This is a genomic window from Bradyrhizobium sp. USDA 376 (assembly GCF_054063675.1).
In genome coordinates, this window is sequence record NZ_JBSSGN010000001.1 from 7,993,658 (window position 1) to 8,009,793 (window position 16,136).

Sequence of the window (16,136 nt, forward strand, 5' to 3'; positions counted from 1 at the left end):
GCTTAAGCGATGACCACGAGCTTCAAGGCTCTGTTCGATCTGACCGGCCGCACCGCCGTGGTGACCGGCGGATCCGGCATTCTCGGGCTTCGCTTCGCAGACGGCCTCGCCGAGTTCGGCGCCAATGTCGCGATCGTCGATCTCGATCAGGCCGCGACCGATGCCGCGGCCGCCGACCTCGCCTCGCGCCACTCCGTCCGCGCCAGAGGCTATGGCTGCGACATCACCCAGCCCGCCTCCGTGCGCGCCGCGGCGGATGCGCTTGAAGCCGACCTCGGACCGGTCTCGATCCTGCTCAACAACGCCGCGAGCAAGACCCGCGACGTCGACGCCTTCTTTGCCCCCGTCGAGAAATTCTCGCAGGACACCTGGCGGGAGATCATGGCTGTCAATCTCGACGGCATGTTCAACGTCGCGCAGGTGTTCGGCGGACGGATGGCCGAGCGCGGCTATGGCGCCATCGTGCAGACTGCCTCGATCTACGGACTGATGGCCCCGGACCAGCGCATCTACGAAGGCTCCGAATATCTCGGCCGCGCCATCAACACGCCTGCGGTCTACACCGCGTCAAAGGCCGGGGTCATCGGGCTGACCAAGCACCTCGCGACCTACTGGGCGGCGAAGGGCGTTCGCGTCAACACGCTGACCCCGGGCGGCGTCGAGAGCGGACAGAACGAAACCTTCAAGCAGCGCTATGGCGCCCGCATTCCGCTCGGCCGCATGGCCCGCGCCGACGAGATGGTGGGCGCGATGCTGTTCCTGGTGTCCGATGCGGCGTCCTACGTGACCGGCCAGAACATCGCCGTCGATGGCGGGCTGAGCGCATGGTAGCGAAACGCCAATGATCAAGCGCCTGATCCAGAATACGGTGATTTCGGCGCTTGCCTTCGGCGTGGCCGCGTTGCTTGGCCTTCTGGTCATCCCGCTGATCATCCAGACCTGGGGCGTGACCGAGTTCGGCCTGATCGTCATCTCGCGATTGCTGCTGCCCAGCGGCATGATGGCGGTGCTGGACCTCGGTCTGTCCGAGGTGGCCACCCAGGTCGTCGCGCGCGCGCGCGAGCACCGCAATTGGGCGCAGGCGGGTCGCCAGATCGCTTTCCTGGGAGTGGTCTCGATCGCGCTCGCTTTGGCCCTGAGCGCGGCGATCTGGCTGGCGACGCCCTTGCTCGTCATCGTCATGAAGGTCGACGCCGCGCATCTGGAAGCGTTCAGCCGGATCATGCATTACACGGCCCTCGCGAACCTGATCTTCGTTCCGGCGCTGGTATGGGAAGGCATCATCAAAGGCTTCGAGCGCTACAATCTGCTTCGCGTCGCGGAGGTCACGTCAACGGCGGGGTATGTCGGGCTGACATTTGCGGCCGCGTCGATGGCAGCGGGCTTTGAAGTGGTCGCTTACATCTACCTCGCCACACTGGTGGCCCGCGCCGTCGTCATCGGCATCGCCGCGTTCGTCGCCCTGCGGTTCAAGCACGTGCGGTTGCTGCCGTGGACGCGTGACATCCGCCAGGATATTCTGCATCGTTGCGTGCTGCTCCTGCAAGGCAAGCTGATGGGCAGCATTTCCGGCCCACTCCAGCCGTTCCTGATCGGTTTGCTGTTCGGGCCGAAGGCTGTCGGCACCTACGACGCGCTGGTCCGATTGTCCCGGGTTTCCAAAGTCGTTGTCAGCCTTCTGACATCCGCACTGCTTCCCGTTGCCAGCCGCCTCGATGAGCGCGGCAGCGTGACATCGTTCCAGCGCCTCGGCGACCTCGGCCTCGTCATGATGCCGATGTTCGTGGTGCCGCCGCTTGCCGCGACCGCGATCCTCTCGCCCGAGATCATGAACATCTGGATCGGTTCCCTCCTGACACCCTACGCGTTCTGGATGGGCCTGAGCTTCCTGGTTCCGATCTGCGCGCAATACGTCGCGATCGGGAGCCTGATCTTCCTGACGCGACCCGAGGTGCAGGTCCGGCTCAACAAGCTGATGGCCGTTCAACTCCTGCTTTGGGCAGCGGTCTCCGCCGCGACATTGCATCTGTTCGCGGAACGCGCGCTGATTCTCGGCCAGGTCGTCGGCAGCATCGCGGTCCTGCCCTGGCAGCTCGAAGAATTGCGCAGCGCACTCGCGCTCGACCGCAATCGCTTCGCCAAGGTGCTTGGAACCCAGTTCGCGATCCTGGTGTTGGCAAGCATTTTTCTAGCAACAATTGCAGGTTACATTCGCTTTGACAGCGTGCTAAAGCTCGCGCTCGGTTCCATGGTTTTCTGCCTGATCACCTGGGTGCTCCAATACTTTCTGGTACTCGACAAGCGGCACCGGACGGTATTTCCGGCGGTCGGACAATTGATGGGACTGACATCCAAAAGCAGCTGAATGAACATCCGCGCGACAGACATGAAAGCCGTCCCCACAGATTTCGCTCCGGCATCGTTGCCGGATAGGGCGGTAACCTATGCGCTCGACGCGGCAAAGAGCATCGGCCGCCTCGCCATGCGCCGCGTGAAGCGCACCGCCGACGTCGTGGATTCCGAGTACAACCTGCGGCATTGGCAGCGAACGCTCTCGGAAAAGAGCTGGACGAGGTCCGCAAGCATCGTCGACTTCATCGCCCCGAGGAATTCTGCGAGTGATCTTCGCAAGGTCGACAATCAGATCTGCAGGGTCGCCGCCGACGACTACTACCGCTATCGCGCGAGGGCCCTCGGCGAATTGCTCGCCCGGTACACGGGGGACGCCACGGAGATCATCGAGCTCGGCGCGGGCTGCGGCGTCAATCTGCTGTCGCTTCACCTCAATCATCCCGATTGGCGGCTGCGCGGATTCGACATCGCGCCGAACGGCATCGCAGCCGGCCGCGAAATAGCCGCGCACTACGGCCTGTCGGACCGGATTTCGCTCGACAGGATCGACCTGACCGACGGCACCGACCCGAGCTACTCCGCCATCAGGGACAAGGTCGTCTTCACCTATTTCTGCATCGAGCAGATTCCCTATGACGTGCGAAAGGTTGTGGACAACATCATCGCGGCAAGGCCGAAACGCGTGATCAACATCGAGCCGACGACCGAGCTGCTGAACTTCACAAGCCTCCGGGATATCGTCAGCTTCCTCTACATCCGCTCGGTCGACTACCAGACGCAGCTGTTCTCGACCCTCGACGACTACGAGCGGCAGGGCCGCGTTCGCATCCTGGCGCGTGACCGGATGCCGTTCGCGCCGACGATCCACAATGATGGTTTTTTGTATTGCTGGGAGCCCACATGACGACCATCAACGCGACGGCCGATCGGCCTGCCCCCAAAAAGCAGAAGATCAGCCAATTTCGCCGCCTGCTGTGGCACGTCAACCGCACCGATCTCGGATGGGCGATCAAGGCGGCTCTGACCGGCCTGCAACTGCCGGCGCGCGCCAGGCGCGTCGCGCTCCTCAAGCAGCTTCCTGCCAAGCCCGAATGGGCCGAGGCGAGCCGCAAGCTCGGCGAGGACGGTTATGTCGACGTAACCGCGCTCGTCGACCGCAGCCTCGCTGAAGCCGTCGCCTCGTTCGCCGACGGCAAGGTGAAACGCCTCAACGAGCTCGTCGGCCGGCAAAAGGAAGGACACAAATCGTTCTGGGTCAGCCTGCTGGACGAGGACCTCGTCAACGGCGCCTTTGCGACCGACCATCCCTTCGTGCGCAACGCACTACAGCCGGCCGCGCTGCGCATCATCGGCGGCTTCATGCACGACCTGCCGCAATTGTCGGACGTGGTGCTGACGCTGTCCCAGCCGACGCCGAACCAGGCGCTGAGCTATTCCCAGCTCTGGCATCTCGATCATGACGACAAGCGCGTCTGCAAGCTCTTCATCTATCTGACCGATGTGAGAGACACTGCCGACGGTCCGTTCACCTTCATTCCGGCGGGGCCGTCAAAGGCCTTCCGCAACACGCTGAAGAGCCACCTGCGCGACGCGCAGGTGTTCGCCAAGACCGGCCCCGATGCGGTCAAGGAGATGATCGCGCCCCGCCTGTCGTGCTTCATCGTCAACACCGCCCGCTGCCTGCACATGGGAAGCCGGATCCAGTCCGATCACAGCCGCCTGCTATACACGGCAACCTACATCCAGCAGCCGCGCATCTATCCCGAACCGCCGGCGCGCTTCCGCGCGGCCGGCGCCCTGACCGACCTCGAGCGCACCGTGATGCGGCTCTGATACGGACCTGCCGGGAGCTCACATCTTGCGCATAGGCCTGGTGGTCGATCACCCCAAGCGTGACCTGCCGGGTGCAGTCATGCTCGGCTATCAACTCGCGCGGCGCGGCGTCTCGGTCGTGCTGGTGCCGATGTACGAGCAGGCCGTCGATGTCCCGCGGCTCGGGCTCGACGCGCTGGTCGTCAACTATGCTCGCCCGGTCAATCTCGACCTGATGCGCAGCTTTGCCAAGGCGGGCCTTGCGCTTTACGTGCTCGACACCGAGGGCGGCGTGCTCGCCGAGAAGGGCGGCAATTCGCCGCCGGCGATGGCCGCGCACGTCAAGGGAAGCGGCTACGCCGACATCCTGGCCGGCTATTTCTTCTGGGGCAGCCGGCTCCACGACGCCTTCGTGGCGGCAGGAACCATGAAGCCGGAGCAGCTTCACCTCACCGGATGCCCGCGTTTCGATTTTGCGGCGCCACGCTGGCGCGCGCTGCTGGACGGCGAGCCGCGCGGTTATCTGCTCGTCAACGCCAACTTCCCGCTGGTCAATTCACGCTTTACCGGCAAGCCGGGCGGCGAGCGCGAGGCGATGGTGCGGGCCGGCTGGGATGGCGCCTATGTCGACCGCTTCATCGCGGACCTGAAGCAGGTCTTCACGAACTACCTCGCCGAAATCGACCGCCTCGCCGGCGCGCGCCCTGACCGCACCGTTCTCGTGCGTCCGCATCCTTTCGAGAGCGAGGATGTCTATCGCAATGCGCTCGCGCGCCATGCCAACGTCCTGATCGACGGCACCGGCAGCGTGCTCGACCGCATCCGCAACGCGGCCGCGGTCGTGCATCTCAACTGCGGCACGGCCGTCGAATCCGTCCTGCTCGGAAAGCTTCCGCTCCAGCTCGAATATCTGAACACGCCGGTCACCGCCGGCCATGCCGCGCTACCCGCGCGGGTGAGCCGCCCGGTCGCCTCGTTCGACGAGCTGCTTGGCGCGATCGACCACATCGAGCGCGAGACCGAGACCTTCGATTTCGCGCGCGTTCACGCCGCCGATATCGAGGCGTTCTTCCATCTCAACGACGGACAAGCCGCGGAGCGGGTCGCCGATGTCCTGACGGCTGCAGGCCGTTCGCGCCGGCCTTACGTCTCGCTGCTCGCGACCGTGAAGGGCACGCGCGACAAGCCGAGCATCGGCCAAATCGTCAAGGGCGCCGCGAGCGCCGTGCTCGGATCGGCCGTCACCGAACGGCTGCGCAGCCGGTTCAACCCCGCCCGGCGCGACAAGCGGATCGAGTCTGTCTTCGTCAGGACCCTGCTGCAGCGTATCGCAACTCATGACGGCGCGAGCCCGTCGCAGTTCACCGCAACGCGCGCGCACTGCGCGACGACAGGCCTGCCGCTCGCGAGCATAGCCATCGAACCCGCCCGATAGACCATGGCCACATCCCCAAGAACCATCCTCATCACCACGCTCGCCGAATACCAGACCCGGTTCTGGCTTCCAGTCGCGCAGCGGCTGCGCGCGGCCGGCGATGAGGTCGAGCTGCTCGCGTTCGACGATCGCAGCGCCGAGATGTCGGCGGCCGAGGGCGTGCCTGTCACGAACATGTACCGCGAGGGCCTCAAGACCGGCCCCTCACCCGACGATCGCGGCGCGTTCGATGCGCGTGTCGCAGCTTACGGGCTGGACGGGACCAATTTCCTGTTCAGCCATGAGCGCTTCACCTTCGGCATCCGCGATACGGCCGCCTTGCGCCGGCGCTTCATGATCTATGCCAATGCGATGGAGACGGCGCTCGACCGGCTGGAGCGGCAAGGCAAGCGCGTCGAGCTGGTGCAGGAGCTCGGCGGCTTTCTCTCGGTGATCGCGACCTTCTACGCCGCCCGGCGCCGCAACATCCGCAACTGGTTCATCGAGCCGTCGTTCTTTCGCGGCCGCATGTACTTCACGCCCGACACTCTCGGCGCGCCCGACGTGATGCCGACGCCGGCGGACACGGTGTCATCGGAGGTGCGGGCCTATCTCGACGACACGCTGACGCAACGGGCGATCGTCATCCCCAAGAAGGACCAGCATCATTATTCGGCGGCCTTCAAGAAGGTCGTGAACCTGCGCAATGCCCGCCGCCTCACCGAGAAACTGTGGGACCAGTTCGCGCTCGGCAAGCACCAGGAGTTCGGGCACAATCTGCGCCACGCCCGCGTGCACGCCGCGATGGCGCTCAATGCGACGCGGCTGCGCAAGCTCTACAAGCCGATCCCCGAGGCGCCCTTCGTCTACTATCCGTTCCATGTCCCGGCCGACATGGCGCTGACGCTGCGCTCGCCCGACTATCTCGACCAGGTCGCGACCGTCGACTTCCTGCTGCGGACGATCCCGGACTCGCATGTGCTGGTGGTGAAGGAACACCCCGCCCAGATCGGCGCGATCTCGGCCGACCGCCTGTTCGAGCTGGCGCGCCGGTTCGACAATTTCGTGCTGCTGCCGCCGCAGACCAACAATTACACCGTGCTCAACCGCGCCGATGCGGTGATCTCCGTCAACAGCAAATCGGGCGCCGAAGCCTTGCTGCTCGGCAAGCCGGTGGTGGTGATGGGCGATGCGTTCTATCGCTCGTGCCCGCTGGTCTATGCGGTCGACCGTCTGGCGGACGTGCCCGCGCGGCTGCGCCAGGCGCTCTCCGCCGGGCCGTTTGATCCAGCCAGGGGCGCGCCCTATTTCGAAGCGGCCTGGCGCAGGTCTTATCCAGGCGAGCTCTACATCAGCGATCCCAAGCTGCTCGATACGTTTGCGGCCTCCTTGCGTGCCGCGATCGCTGAGCCCGCCCGCGCGAATTGAACGGACCCGTCATGCCGCTCGTCTCGATCATCACCCCATCCTGGAACGTCGAAGGCCTGATCGAGGAGACCATCCGCTCGGTCCAGAGCCAGACCTTTGCCGATTGGGAGCTCCTGATCGCCGACGACTGCTCGACCGACAGGACACCTGAGATCATCGCTGACATCGGCGCGCGCGATCCGCGCGTCAAGCTGATCCGGCAGGCGAAGAACGGCGGGCCGGCGCTGGCGCGCCAAGCCGCGATCGACCGGGCACAGGGCCGCTATCTCGCCTTCCTCGACAGCGACGATCTGTGGCTGCCCGAGAAGCTCGAGCGGCAGCTCGCCTTCGCGAAGGCGAAGCAGGCCGCGCTCAGCTACACCGCTTTCCGCCGCATCAACGAGACCAACACGGTCACCGGACGGCTGATCGAGGTGCCGGCCTCGCTCAGCTATGGCCAGCTCTTGAAGAACACCGCGATCGCGACGCTGACCGCGATGATCGACCGCGAGATCGCAGGTCCCATCGCAATGAAGAACGAGGGCTATGACGATTTCTGCCTGTGGCTCTCGATCCTGAAGCGCGGCCACACCGCATACGGCCTCAACGAGGACCTTGCCCGCTACCGCGTCAGGGGCTCCTCGGTCTCCAGCCGCCCGGTACGCTCGGCCAAATGGGTCTGGCAGATCTACCGCAATGTCGAACACCTCTCGTTGGTCCGTTCGGCCTGGTGCTTCGCCCATTGGGGGGCGCGGGCGTGGCTGAAGCGGCGGGAGTTCTAAACGTATCGCCGGGCACCCGGCTGAAAAAAGTGCGAAAACAACCCCATGCACAGTAAGGGTATTTAAATACCTGCACCCAAGCCCACTTGGCTATTGGCGAGTCCGGCGGTTGCCGATACCACTCAGCCCGCCCCGCCGCGGACAATCTGGAACCGATCATGCCGTTTGAAAGCTACAAGAACAGCCGCATCCTCGTCACCGGAGGCGCCGGCTTCATCGGATCGCACATCTGCGAGCGGCTGCTCGATGCCGGCGCCGAGGTGGTGTCGGCGGACAATTACTTCACCGGCAGCCGGCGCAACATCGCCCATCTGATCGCAAATCCGCTGTTCGAGGCGGTCAGGCACGACGTTACCTTTCCGCTCTACATCGAGGTCGACGCGATCTTCAACCTGGCCTGCCCGGCCTCGCCGATCCACTACCAGCGCGACCCCGTGCAGACCACCAAGACCTCGGTGCACGGCGCCATCAACATGCTGGGCCTTGCCAAGCGGTTAAAGGCGCGCATCTTCCAGGCCTCGACCAGCGAGGTCTATGGCGATCCGCTGATCCATCCCCAGACCGAGGATTACTGGGGCAACGTCAATCCGATCGGCATCCGCTCCTGCTACGACGAGGGCAAGCGCTGCGCCGAGACGCTGTTCTTCGACTATTGGCGGCAGCACGGCCTGCCGATCAAGGTCGCGCGCATCTTCAACACCTACGGCCCGCGCATGCAGCCCAATGACGGCCGCGTGGTGTCGTCCTTCATCGTCCAGGCGCTGAAGGGTGAGCCGATCAGCGTGTTCGGCGACGGCGGGCAGACCCGCTCGTTCTGCTATGTCGACGATCTCGTCGAGGCGATCATGCGGCTGATGGTGACGAGCGAAGACGTCACCGGCCCGATCAACATCGGCAACAATTCCGAGTTCACCATCCGCGAGCTCGCCGAGAAGGTCATCGAGCTCACGGGATCGCGCTCCAGGCTGGAGTTCAAGCCGTTGCCGCAGGACGATCCGCGCCAGCGCCAGCCCGATCTCTCCAAGGCCAAGGCGGCTCTGAACTGGGAGCCGAAGGTGGCGCTCGAGGACGGCCTGAAGGAGACGATCGCCTATTTCAAGCACTCGCTGGAAATCGCCTGATACGCTCGCAACTCTCCTCGTCCGCAGCGAGCCTGTCCGCCATGAGCGTACCGTCAGACCTCATTAGCGAGTTTCGGCGTCGCCTGGATTCGAAAGCCGCGCTGACCGTCCTGGTGCTGCTGCACAGTGCCGTCATCTGCCTGTCGCTGATCGAGGTCGCGACCTTTCAATCCTACATCAATTTCGACGCGAACCACGTGTGGGTCGCGGCTATCGTCGCCATCGGCTTTTCCGTCGTCTCGCTGCTGTTCGTGTTCGCCCGCTTCTGCTTCGGCTATTTCGTCGGGTATTATTTCTACACGATGATCCTGGGCTTCCTGTGGATCGCGGTCTTCTCCGGGTATAGCTACCCGCGATGGCATGCCGGACTCTCGGCAGCCTTGGCGCTGCTGCTCTTCCTGCTGCCGATGCTGTTCGTCAAGGCCCCAATGCGGCAGATCGTGGTCCTGTCCAATGCTCGTTTCGAGCATCTGCTTACGCTCATCCTGGCGATCTCGGTGGCCGCCATTGCGGTGGCGTCGGCCTACAATTTCCGCATGGTATCGATCGCGCACATCTACGACTACCGGGATACAATCGAATTTCCGGCAGCGCTGCGATATCTCACGGGCTGGGTCTCCAGCACCTTGTTGCCATTCGCCTTCGCCTGCTACTGGCTGCTCGGCCACCGCTGGCGTGCCGGCCTGGTGCTGGTCCTGCTCCTGTTCTTCTACCCGATCACGCTGACGAAATTTGCGCTCTTCACGCCGGTCTGGCTGATCGTGCTGACCATCCTGTCCCGGCTTCTGACGGAGAGAACATCCGTCATCGCGTCGATTTTCGGGCCAATGCTGATCGGACTGCTCCTGATCTGGATGACAGGCGCCAACCTGAACAGCCTGCCCGGCAAATATTTCGACATCGTCAACATCCGGATGATCGCGACGGCGTCGAGCGCGCTCGACATCTACAACCACTTCTTCGCAAGCCATCCGCTGACCTGGTTCTGCCAGATATCCGTCGTCAAGCCGATGGTCCATTGCCCCTACCAGCAGCAGTTGTCCGTCGTGATGCAGGAGACCTACGGCTTCGGCAATTTGAATGCGTCACTGTTTGCGACTGAAGGCATCGCCTCCGTCGGCCTCTATCTCGCTCCGTTGACCGCGCTCGCGTCGAGCTTCGTCCTGGCGCTCGGCAACCGGGCGTCTGCGGGACTACCGCCTCGCTTCGTGCTGATATCCGCCGGAACGCTCCCCCACGTCCTGCTCAACGTGCCGCTCACGGTCGCGCTTGTCACGCACGGCACGGCCCTTCTCTTCCTGCTCTGGTATGTGATGCCTCGGAGCGTCTTTGCAGAAGGACGCTAGTCGCGTCGCCCACTTCCTAGGCGGCCCGTGACGCCATCGCATCCGCGGTCAGCCGGATGAAATCCGCCACGAACGCCTCGACGCGCTGCTCGAGATCCGGCAACAGATTGCGGGCGGTCACAGGCCCGGCCGCCTGCGCAACCTCAGACATTTGATCGGCCAGGGTCTCAGCGTCGTGGATGCCGAAATATCGCGCGCGTCCCTCGGTCTGTTCGCGATGAACGTCGATGTCGGACAGGATCATCGGGACGCCGAACGACTTGGCTTCCTCGACCGTCGTGCTCCATCCCTCACACTCCGACGGATTGATGAGAGCGATCGACGCGCGCAGCAGGGCATAGACGTGATCCAGCGGAATCATCCCGAGGTGCCTGAAATTCGCCTCGAGACCGCGGGACCTGACTTGCCTCATGGTCGTTTCGAAGAGATCGGGTTCACGGGAGTCCTTCGTGTTTCCGGACGCCGCGACGACGACGTCCAGCCCGCGGTGTTTCAAAAGATCAAGCGCATCGACGACGATCCGGTGATTCTTGTGCCGCCAGAACTGATTCGGCAGATAGAAATAGCGCGCCGGCAGGCCGTAGCCTGCGATCACGTCGGACGGATTCGTGGCCAGCAGGCTGGCTGGCGGCTCGGTCGCAAACCGGACCACGGAGACGCCGTTCGACAAGCCCGGATAGAACCTCTTGAGATCCGCAAGCGCGCTGGCGCTGCTCAGCATGATGTGCCGGCCGGACGCGATCTGGACTCGAAAGCCGAGATCGCGCCGCCAATATGCGCTCCTGGAGAAAAGGTGCGGGAGCAGGCGGTGCTGGAAATCCGGGAACCAGGCGATCGCCGGAAACGGCAGGCGCCAGCCAAAGAAGCGTGCGGATTCGAACACCATGTCGATCTTGCGCAGCTCGAATTCGGCAACCGCGGGTCCGTCCAGGCCAAAGGCGATCGCGCGGGCAAGATTCGTCGCACGGGCCAGACCGGTCGCGGCGTGATCGAACACCGGCGAGCGCACGACCTCGACGGCGGGAATGCCGGCCAGCGCTGCAATCTCCTCAGGCTCGTCAGCCGTTCCGGCAAACAGCACGGGCGTCACCGCTCCCGGCGCGTATCTGTTGAGCGCCTCGAACAGATTGCGCTGATAGTTGTAGCCTCCCGCCCACAGGCGGCGCGGAATGTTGGTGAATGCGATCCGCAGCGGCGCACGCTCAGGCACGAGCTTGGCCCTTGAACCATGCGACGTAGTCGGCGAGACCCCGTTCCAGCGGAATGCGCCAGTCGAAATTCATGTCGAGCACGCGCCGGTTATCGGCCAGCAGGCTCGTCGGATCGCCCGGCCGCGCCACGCCGGAAAACTGCACGGCCGTTTTGCTCCCCCAACACCCGATCAGGCCATCGGCGATGCCGGCAACGCTCACGCCGCGTCCCGAGCCGCCATTGATCACGTCAAAATCGTCCTGCCACGCTCCCTCCGCGACGCGCACCAGCAGGCGAACGACGTCGCGAACATCGGTCCAGTCCCTGATCTCGGCTCCTGTTCCTCCGAGATTCAGCGTGCGCTGCTCGTTGCGCAGCCGCGAGCAGATATCCCAGAGCAGCTGCTTGCGAAGGTTGGGACCGTAGACCGAGAACAATCGCACGACCGCGCAGCGGATGCCGAAGCTCTGGACGTAGCTTTGACACAGCTGTTCCATCATCAGCTTGTGGTGGCCGTAGGGCGACATCGGCGTCAGCACCGCGCTCTCGGGGATCGGCCCGGCGTGATCGGCCCCGTAGACGGCAGCGCTCGATACGACGATCAGCCTGCTCTCGGGCGCAAAGCTTCGAAGCCATTCCAGCAAACGCGCTGTGCTGGCCACGGTCCGCGAAAAGTCCTCGAACGGGCGCTCCATCGACAATCCGACGGACGACCCGCCGGCCAGGTGGAAGACGTGCGACGGCAGTCCGTGCGCGGCGGCGAGCGCGCTCAGATTGGCGGCGTCGACTTCGCCATTGATCCAGGTCTGCAAACCGAGCGCGCGCGCATCGGCCGGATCGAGAGCTCCATGGCCAACGCCGTGGACAGCATGCTCGCTGCCCGCCAGCTCACGGACGAGATGGCGGCCGATGAACCCATTCGCGCCGGTAACCCACATGGACATGGCTCTACCTGGCGTGCAGACGGTTGGCTGGTGAGCGCATTACAATCCTCGTTGTCATGGGTGTCCCCTATCGCTCGTCCGGCGACAGCTCCCTAACAATGGTGGCGGGATTACCCGCCACGATGGAATATGCCGGAACATCCTTGGTGACCACCGCGCCCGCGGCGACGATGCCGCCCTCACCGATCGTCACGCCTCGCATGACCATCGCGCAAGCACCGATCCACGCATCGTCGCAAATCTTGATCGGACGATCGTCGAGCGAGAGCTTGCGCGGGTGTCCCAAGGTAAAAATCTGCTTCGCCTGCTCGTGCCGCTCAGCAGCGCGGATCGGATGCGAAAGATTATCGAATATGTTCACTGAATGCGAGATCAAGACGCGGTTTCCGATGTCGATAGAGGCTCCCGACCAAATGCGCGTACCGACTCCGACGTAGCACCACTCTCCAATTGTGATGCGGCCGCCGTGACCGAGGATCATCAACTCACCCCGGACGTGGGAATGACTGCCGATGACGATCTTTTCGCTATCGCCCAGCGCGTTCCTGATCCGCGCGGTATGAGCCAGGAACGCTCCAGGGTGCAAGCGGCAGGTCGCCCGCCCGATCAGGCGCTGGACGATATAGTGCCAATTGATGCCATCGATGGCATGCGCGCAATGGCGTACAAGCGTGGAAAGGCTGGACATTAGCGCACCCTCTCACGTCGCAAGATCGAACGTGGTCGGATTCTCATGACACCTCCAACGGAGCCAGCCTCCGTCCTCCACTGGATCCGTAAGTTGAAAATACATGCAATCAATCGGGAGGGCGCGCAACGAATGCTGTAGCATGGCTACAGGCGTCCGACGAGATCGACGAACGCTTTCCATTGCGCGTCCTTGCCATAAACGCCGCCAATGCGCGCGCGCCCCAGCGCGGCGATCTCGGCCGATCTGGGCCAATCCTGAAGACTGCGCGAGATGACTTCAGCGGCCTGTTCCGGGGTACCGTAGGTCTCGATCGTGACGCCGTCCTGCATGCCTTCCGGATATCTTCCGGCGTCGGACACGAGCAGCGCACCGCACCCCATGGCCTCGAAGCAGCGCATATTGCCACGATCCTCGCCGGCCATGTCGATCGCGCCATTGAGCACGATCTTGGAAGAGCCGATCAGCTCATAGAGATCTCTCCCGAATACAGGGGGTCTTGCGATGGCCGCGATGGCATTGGGACGCCTGTGACGTCCCAGCGGCAGCAATCGTCCGATCGCGCTCTCGGCGAGCCTGGTCAGGCGCGATGCGTCGAGACACAGCACGATGTTGTGGCTGTCCGCGAGGTGAGCGACTCGCTCCAGTGTTCTGGCCCGTGCGCGATGATGTCGCGAATAGCCGCCGACGAAAACGACGTCGATCGGACGTTCGCCGCGACCATATTCGTCCATCACCGGATCATGCGCCGGACGGAACAATTCGCCCCGGCATCCCCTGCTGCGCCAGATGTCGAGGATCGAAGGAAAATTGCCGAGCACAGCGCCATAGGCCGTGAAATCGGCATGTCCCGACGGCGCCGCGCGCCAGCACAGCGTCGTCTTCACGCAGCCCGGCAGCTTGGCAACGAATGTGCTTGGGTAGCGCACGGGATCGAGATTGTAGAACACCTCGGTGGCGTGATGCTCGATCTGCGCGAGCAGGATGGCCTCGAGCGACGGCTCGCCCGACATGCCCTGCTCGCGCGCCCAGCGGCGCTGCAGGACCTTGTCGTCCCCGTTGGTGAAGAAGGCCTCCGGCGATCCGTCCAGCACCGGCTTGAGGAAATGCGCCGCGCCGAAACGGTCGTTGAGAAACACTTGGCGCCGCGCGTCGAAACTGAGCGCCTTTGCCGCGAGTTGGTTGAACCGCGGCAGATAGGACGGATAGAAGCAGCTATTCTGGAACAGGCGCATCGCTCAGGCGTACCTTGCCAACATCCATTTCATGTTCAGATACGGCCAGATCCGCCCGACCGTCTCCCAATCCCACGTCTTTGACGCCGTCAAGCGGCTGACCGCTCGTCGCAAGGCCGCTTCATCCACCAGTTCGGCAAACGCCGGCACCTCGCGGTCGAGCAGGTCTGCCGTCCAGCCGGCCAAAGGTCCGTTCAGCCATTCGGGCATCGGCGAATTGAAGCCGACCTTGCGGCGCGCGGTCCGGATCGATTCCGGCATCAGGTTGGCCATCGCCCGCCGGGCGACAGCCTTGGTATAGCCGTCTGCCGACTTGCTGCTTTCCGGAAGCGCCATCGTGTAGGTCACCAGGCGCCAGTCCATGAAGGGCATACGGACCTCGACGCCGTGAGCCATCGAGAGACGATCGAAGTTGCGCAGGATCGTGGGCAACACCGTGCTGTGAAACATGCGGTAGAGCCGCCGGTTCAGGCCGCCCCATTCACGCGGCAGCACATCGTCCTCGGCAACCAGCGCAAGCGGGCCCGGAACATCGCGCAGGCCGCCCCGCAGAAAATAGACGCCTTGACGTTTCAAGGCCAGCACGCGCAGGAGGTCCACGCCGCGACGTGCCAGCGGCGATCGAGAAGCCAGATCTTCCGCGGCGTTCCGGATTCGAAACGCAGCCGCCTGGCCTTCCTGCAAATAGGCACCCATCAACTCGTCCGCCCCGTGGCCGTCGAGTGACACCGTCACGTTGTTCTGCCGCAATTGCCGATAGATCAGCCACGCCGCGCTGGGCAACCCGATATAGACGTCGTCGAGATCGTCGAGAATCCGGTCGAGGTCCGTCAACGCATCGCCCTGTCCAATTTCGAGGAACGTGGGCTCGACCTTGGCCCAGGCGGCGGCCTCCTCGGCCATCGGCCGCTCGTCGTTCAATGCCCCCGGGAACGTCGCGACGAAGGCATGACGCCACGCTGCGCTGTCGCGCGGCCCCATCCCGGCCTGCTCATGCGCCGCCATGGTGCAGATCACCGCCGATGAATCGAAGCCTCCCGACAGGCACGTCCCGATCGGCACGTCGCTGCGCATCCGCAGCGCCACGGCGTCCTGGAACAGCTCGCGGAAGCCGGCCACACGCTCGGATTCCGTGGCCGGCACCGAAGGCAGATGATCGATCGTCCGCCACCAGCGCCTGACGCTGACCTTGCCCTGGCGCAGCCACATGCAATGGCCGGCCTGCAGACGGCGAACCTGCCGAAACAAGGTGCGGTCGCTTCCTTCGATACCGAAGGCGTCGAGCAACAGCCGCCGCGCCACCTCCAGGTCGACGGAAGCATCGATCAGCCCGCTCCGCACCAGCGCCCGCTGCTCGGAGGCAAAGACAAATCGCTCCGGCGACATGGCATACAGCAGCGGCTTGATGCCGAAGCGATCGCGCGCGAGGAACAATTCGCTCGTAGCCGTATCGAAGATCGCCAGGGCCCACATGCCGTTGAAGCGCGGCAGCATGTCCTCCCGCCAGGCGTCCCAGGCGGCCAGGATCACTTCGGTATCGGATTCGCTGCGGAACACCGCGCCTCGCGCCTCGAGCTCGCGGCGCAGCTCGAGAAAATTGTAGATCTCACCGTTGAAAACGATGACGTGACGGCCGTCCGCAGACAGCATCGGCTGATAGCCGCCCTCGCCGGGATCGATGATCGCAAGGCGACGATGGCCGAATGCGAGAGTGCGGTCCGGGCTGAACCACGTTCCTTCGCCAAACGGACCACGATGCGCGATCAGGCTGGTCAGTCGCGAGATGTCGGCCGGCTCGACCGCATTGCCGCGCAGATTGACGATTCCGGCGATCCCGCACATGT

14 protein-coding genes are annotated in these 16,136 nt (G+C 64.0%); 9 read left to right on the forward strand and 5 right to left on the reverse strand.

Annotated features, from left to right (window positions below; all coding sequences use genetic code 11):
- The first annotated feature begins 9 nt into the window (after nucleotides 1-9).
- From ACVJ19_RS37660 to ACVJ19_RS37700, 9 genes are all read left to right on the forward strand, one after another.
- On the forward strand, nucleotides 10-831 hold the full coding sequence (locus ACVJ19_RS37660; protein ID WP_453954091.1) for an SDR family oxidoreductase: 822 nt from the start codon (nucleotides 10-12) through the stop codon (nucleotides 829-831).
- A gap of 10 nt (nucleotides 832-841) precedes the next feature.
- Nucleotides 842-2,365, forward strand: coding sequence for an oligosaccharide flippase family protein (locus ACVJ19_RS37665; RefSeq protein ID WP_453954092.1), 1,524 nt, complete (start codon nucleotides 842-844; stop codon nucleotides 2,363-2,365).
- Between the two features lie 21 nt (nucleotides 2,366-2,386).
- A complete protein-coding gene (locus ACVJ19_RS37670) occupies nucleotides 2,387-3,256 on the forward strand; it encodes a class I SAM-dependent methyltransferase (RefSeq protein WP_453954093.1) in 870 nt (289 codons plus the stop codon).
- On the forward strand, nucleotides 3,253-4,185 hold the full coding sequence (locus ACVJ19_RS37675; RefSeq protein ID WP_453954094.1) for a hypothetical protein: 933 nt from the start codon (nucleotides 3,253-3,255) through the stop codon (nucleotides 4,183-4,185). Before ACVJ19_RS37670 ends, ACVJ19_RS37675 begins: the two co-directional genes overlap by 4 nt.
- A gap of 25 nt (nucleotides 4,186-4,210) precedes the next feature.
- On the forward strand, nucleotides 4,211-5,599 hold the full coding sequence (locus ACVJ19_RS37680; protein ID WP_453954095.1) for a surface carbohydrate biosynthesis protein: 1,389 nt from the start codon (nucleotides 4,211-4,213) through the stop codon (nucleotides 5,597-5,599).
- A 3-nt stretch (nucleotides 5,600-5,602) separates the two neighbouring features.
- Nucleotides 5,603-7,006 (forward strand): capsular polysaccharide export protein, LipB/KpsS family, encoded by a 1,404-nt coding sequence (locus ACVJ19_RS37685; protein WP_453954096.1) that lies wholly within the window; start codon nucleotides 5,603-5,605, stop codon nucleotides 7,004-7,006.
- Between the two features lie 11 nt (nucleotides 7,007-7,017).
- Entirely contained in the window at nucleotides 7,018-7,767 is a 750-nt protein-coding gene (locus ACVJ19_RS37690) for a glycosyltransferase family 2 protein (protein ID WP_453954097.1), read from the forward strand.
- A 158-nt stretch (nucleotides 7,768-7,925) separates the two neighbouring features.
- Complete coding sequence (locus ACVJ19_RS37695) at nucleotides 7,926-8,888, forward strand: UDP-glucuronic acid decarboxylase family protein (protein WP_453954098.1); 963 nt, start codon at nucleotides 7,926-7,928, stop codon at nucleotides 8,886-8,888.
- Nucleotides 8,889-8,929: 41 nt separating this feature from the next.
- Nucleotides 8,930-10,234 (forward strand): hypothetical protein, encoded by a 1,305-nt coding sequence (locus tag ACVJ19_RS37700; RefSeq protein WP_453954099.1) that lies wholly within the window; start codon nucleotides 8,930-8,932, stop codon nucleotides 10,232-10,234.
- Between the two features lie 16 nt (nucleotides 10,235-10,250).
- On the opposite strand, the gene ACVJ19_RS37705 is transcribed toward ACVJ19_RS37700, so the two are convergent.
- The 5 genes from ACVJ19_RS37705 to asnB form a co-directional block, all read right to left on the reverse strand.
- Nucleotides 10,251-11,444 (reverse strand): glycosyltransferase family 4 protein, encoded by a 1,194-nt coding sequence (locus tag ACVJ19_RS37705; RefSeq protein WP_453954100.1) that lies wholly within the window; start codon nucleotides 11,442-11,444, stop codon nucleotides 10,251-10,253.
- Nucleotides 11,437-12,369 carry an NAD-dependent epimerase/dehydratase family protein gene (locus ACVJ19_RS37710; RefSeq protein ID WP_453954101.1) on the reverse strand — a complete coding sequence of 311 codons (933 nt, stop codon included), beginning with the start codon at nucleotides 12,367-12,369 and terminating at the stop codon, nucleotides 11,437-11,439. Before ACVJ19_RS37710 ends, ACVJ19_RS37705 begins: the two co-directional genes overlap by 8 nt.
- A gap of 67 nt (nucleotides 12,370-12,436) precedes the next feature.
- The gene (locus ACVJ19_RS37715) at nucleotides 12,437-13,057 is read right to left on the reverse strand and encodes an acyltransferase (protein WP_453954102.1); all 621 of its coding nucleotides are present in this window, start codon (nucleotides 13,055-13,057) and stop codon (nucleotides 12,437-12,439) included.
- A 146-nt stretch (nucleotides 13,058-13,203) separates the two neighbouring features.
- Complete coding sequence (locus ACVJ19_RS37720; RefSeq protein ID WP_453954103.1) at nucleotides 13,204-14,292, reverse strand: glycosyltransferase family protein; 1,089 nt, start codon at nucleotides 14,290-14,292, stop codon at nucleotides 13,204-13,206.
- Between the two features lie 3 nt (nucleotides 14,293-14,295).
- A complete protein-coding gene (gene asnB, locus ACVJ19_RS37725) occupies nucleotides 14,296-16,134 on the reverse strand; it encodes an asparagine synthase (glutamine-hydrolyzing) (RefSeq protein ID WP_453954104.1) in 1,839 nt (612 codons plus the stop codon).
- Between the last annotated feature and the right edge of the window lie 2 nt (nucleotides 16,135-16,136).

Coding starts and splice junctions, on each gene's coding strand:
- ACVJ19_RS37695 (WP_453954098.1), top strand. CDS start 7,926: ATGCCGTTTGAAAGCTACAAGAACAGCCGCATCCTCGTCACCGGAGGC.
- asnB (WP_453954104.1), bottom strand. CDS start 16,134: ATGTGCGGGATCGCCGGAATCGTCAATCTGCGCGGCAATGCGGTCGAG.
- ACVJ19_RS37685 (WP_453954096.1), top strand. CDS start 5,603: ATGGCCACATCCCCAAGAACCATCCTCATCACCACGCTCGCCGAATAC.
- ACVJ19_RS37710 (WP_453954101.1), bottom strand. CDS start 12,369: ATGTCCATGTGGGTTACCGGCGCGAATGGGTTCATCGGCCGCCATCTC.
- ACVJ19_RS37700 (WP_453954099.1), top strand. CDS start 8,930: ATGAGCGTACCGTCAGACCTCATTAGCGAGTTTCGGCGTCGCCTGGAT.
- ACVJ19_RS37690 (WP_453954097.1), top strand. CDS start 7,018: ATGCCGCTCGTCTCGATCATCACCCCATCCTGGAACGTCGAAGGCCTG.
- ACVJ19_RS37675 (WP_453954094.1), top strand. CDS start 3,253: ATGACGACCATCAACGCGACGGCCGATCGGCCTGCCCCCAAAAAGCAG.
- ACVJ19_RS37720 (WP_453954103.1), bottom strand. CDS start 14,292: ATGCGCCTGTTCCAGAATAGCTGCTTCTATCCGTCCTATCTGCCGCGG.
- ACVJ19_RS37670 (WP_453954093.1), top strand. CDS start 2,387: ATGAAAGCCGTCCCCACAGATTTCGCTCCGGCATCGTTGCCGGATAGG.
- ACVJ19_RS37715 (WP_453954102.1), bottom strand. CDS start 13,057: ATGTCCAGCCTTTCCACGCTTGTACGCCATTGCGCGCATGCCATCGAT.
- ACVJ19_RS37660 (WP_453954091.1), top strand. CDS start 10: ATGACCACGAGCTTCAAGGCTCTGTTCGATCTGACCGGCCGCACCGCC.
- ACVJ19_RS37665 (WP_453954092.1), top strand. CDS start 842: ATGATCAAGCGCCTGATCCAGAATACGGTGATTTCGGCGCTTGCCTTC.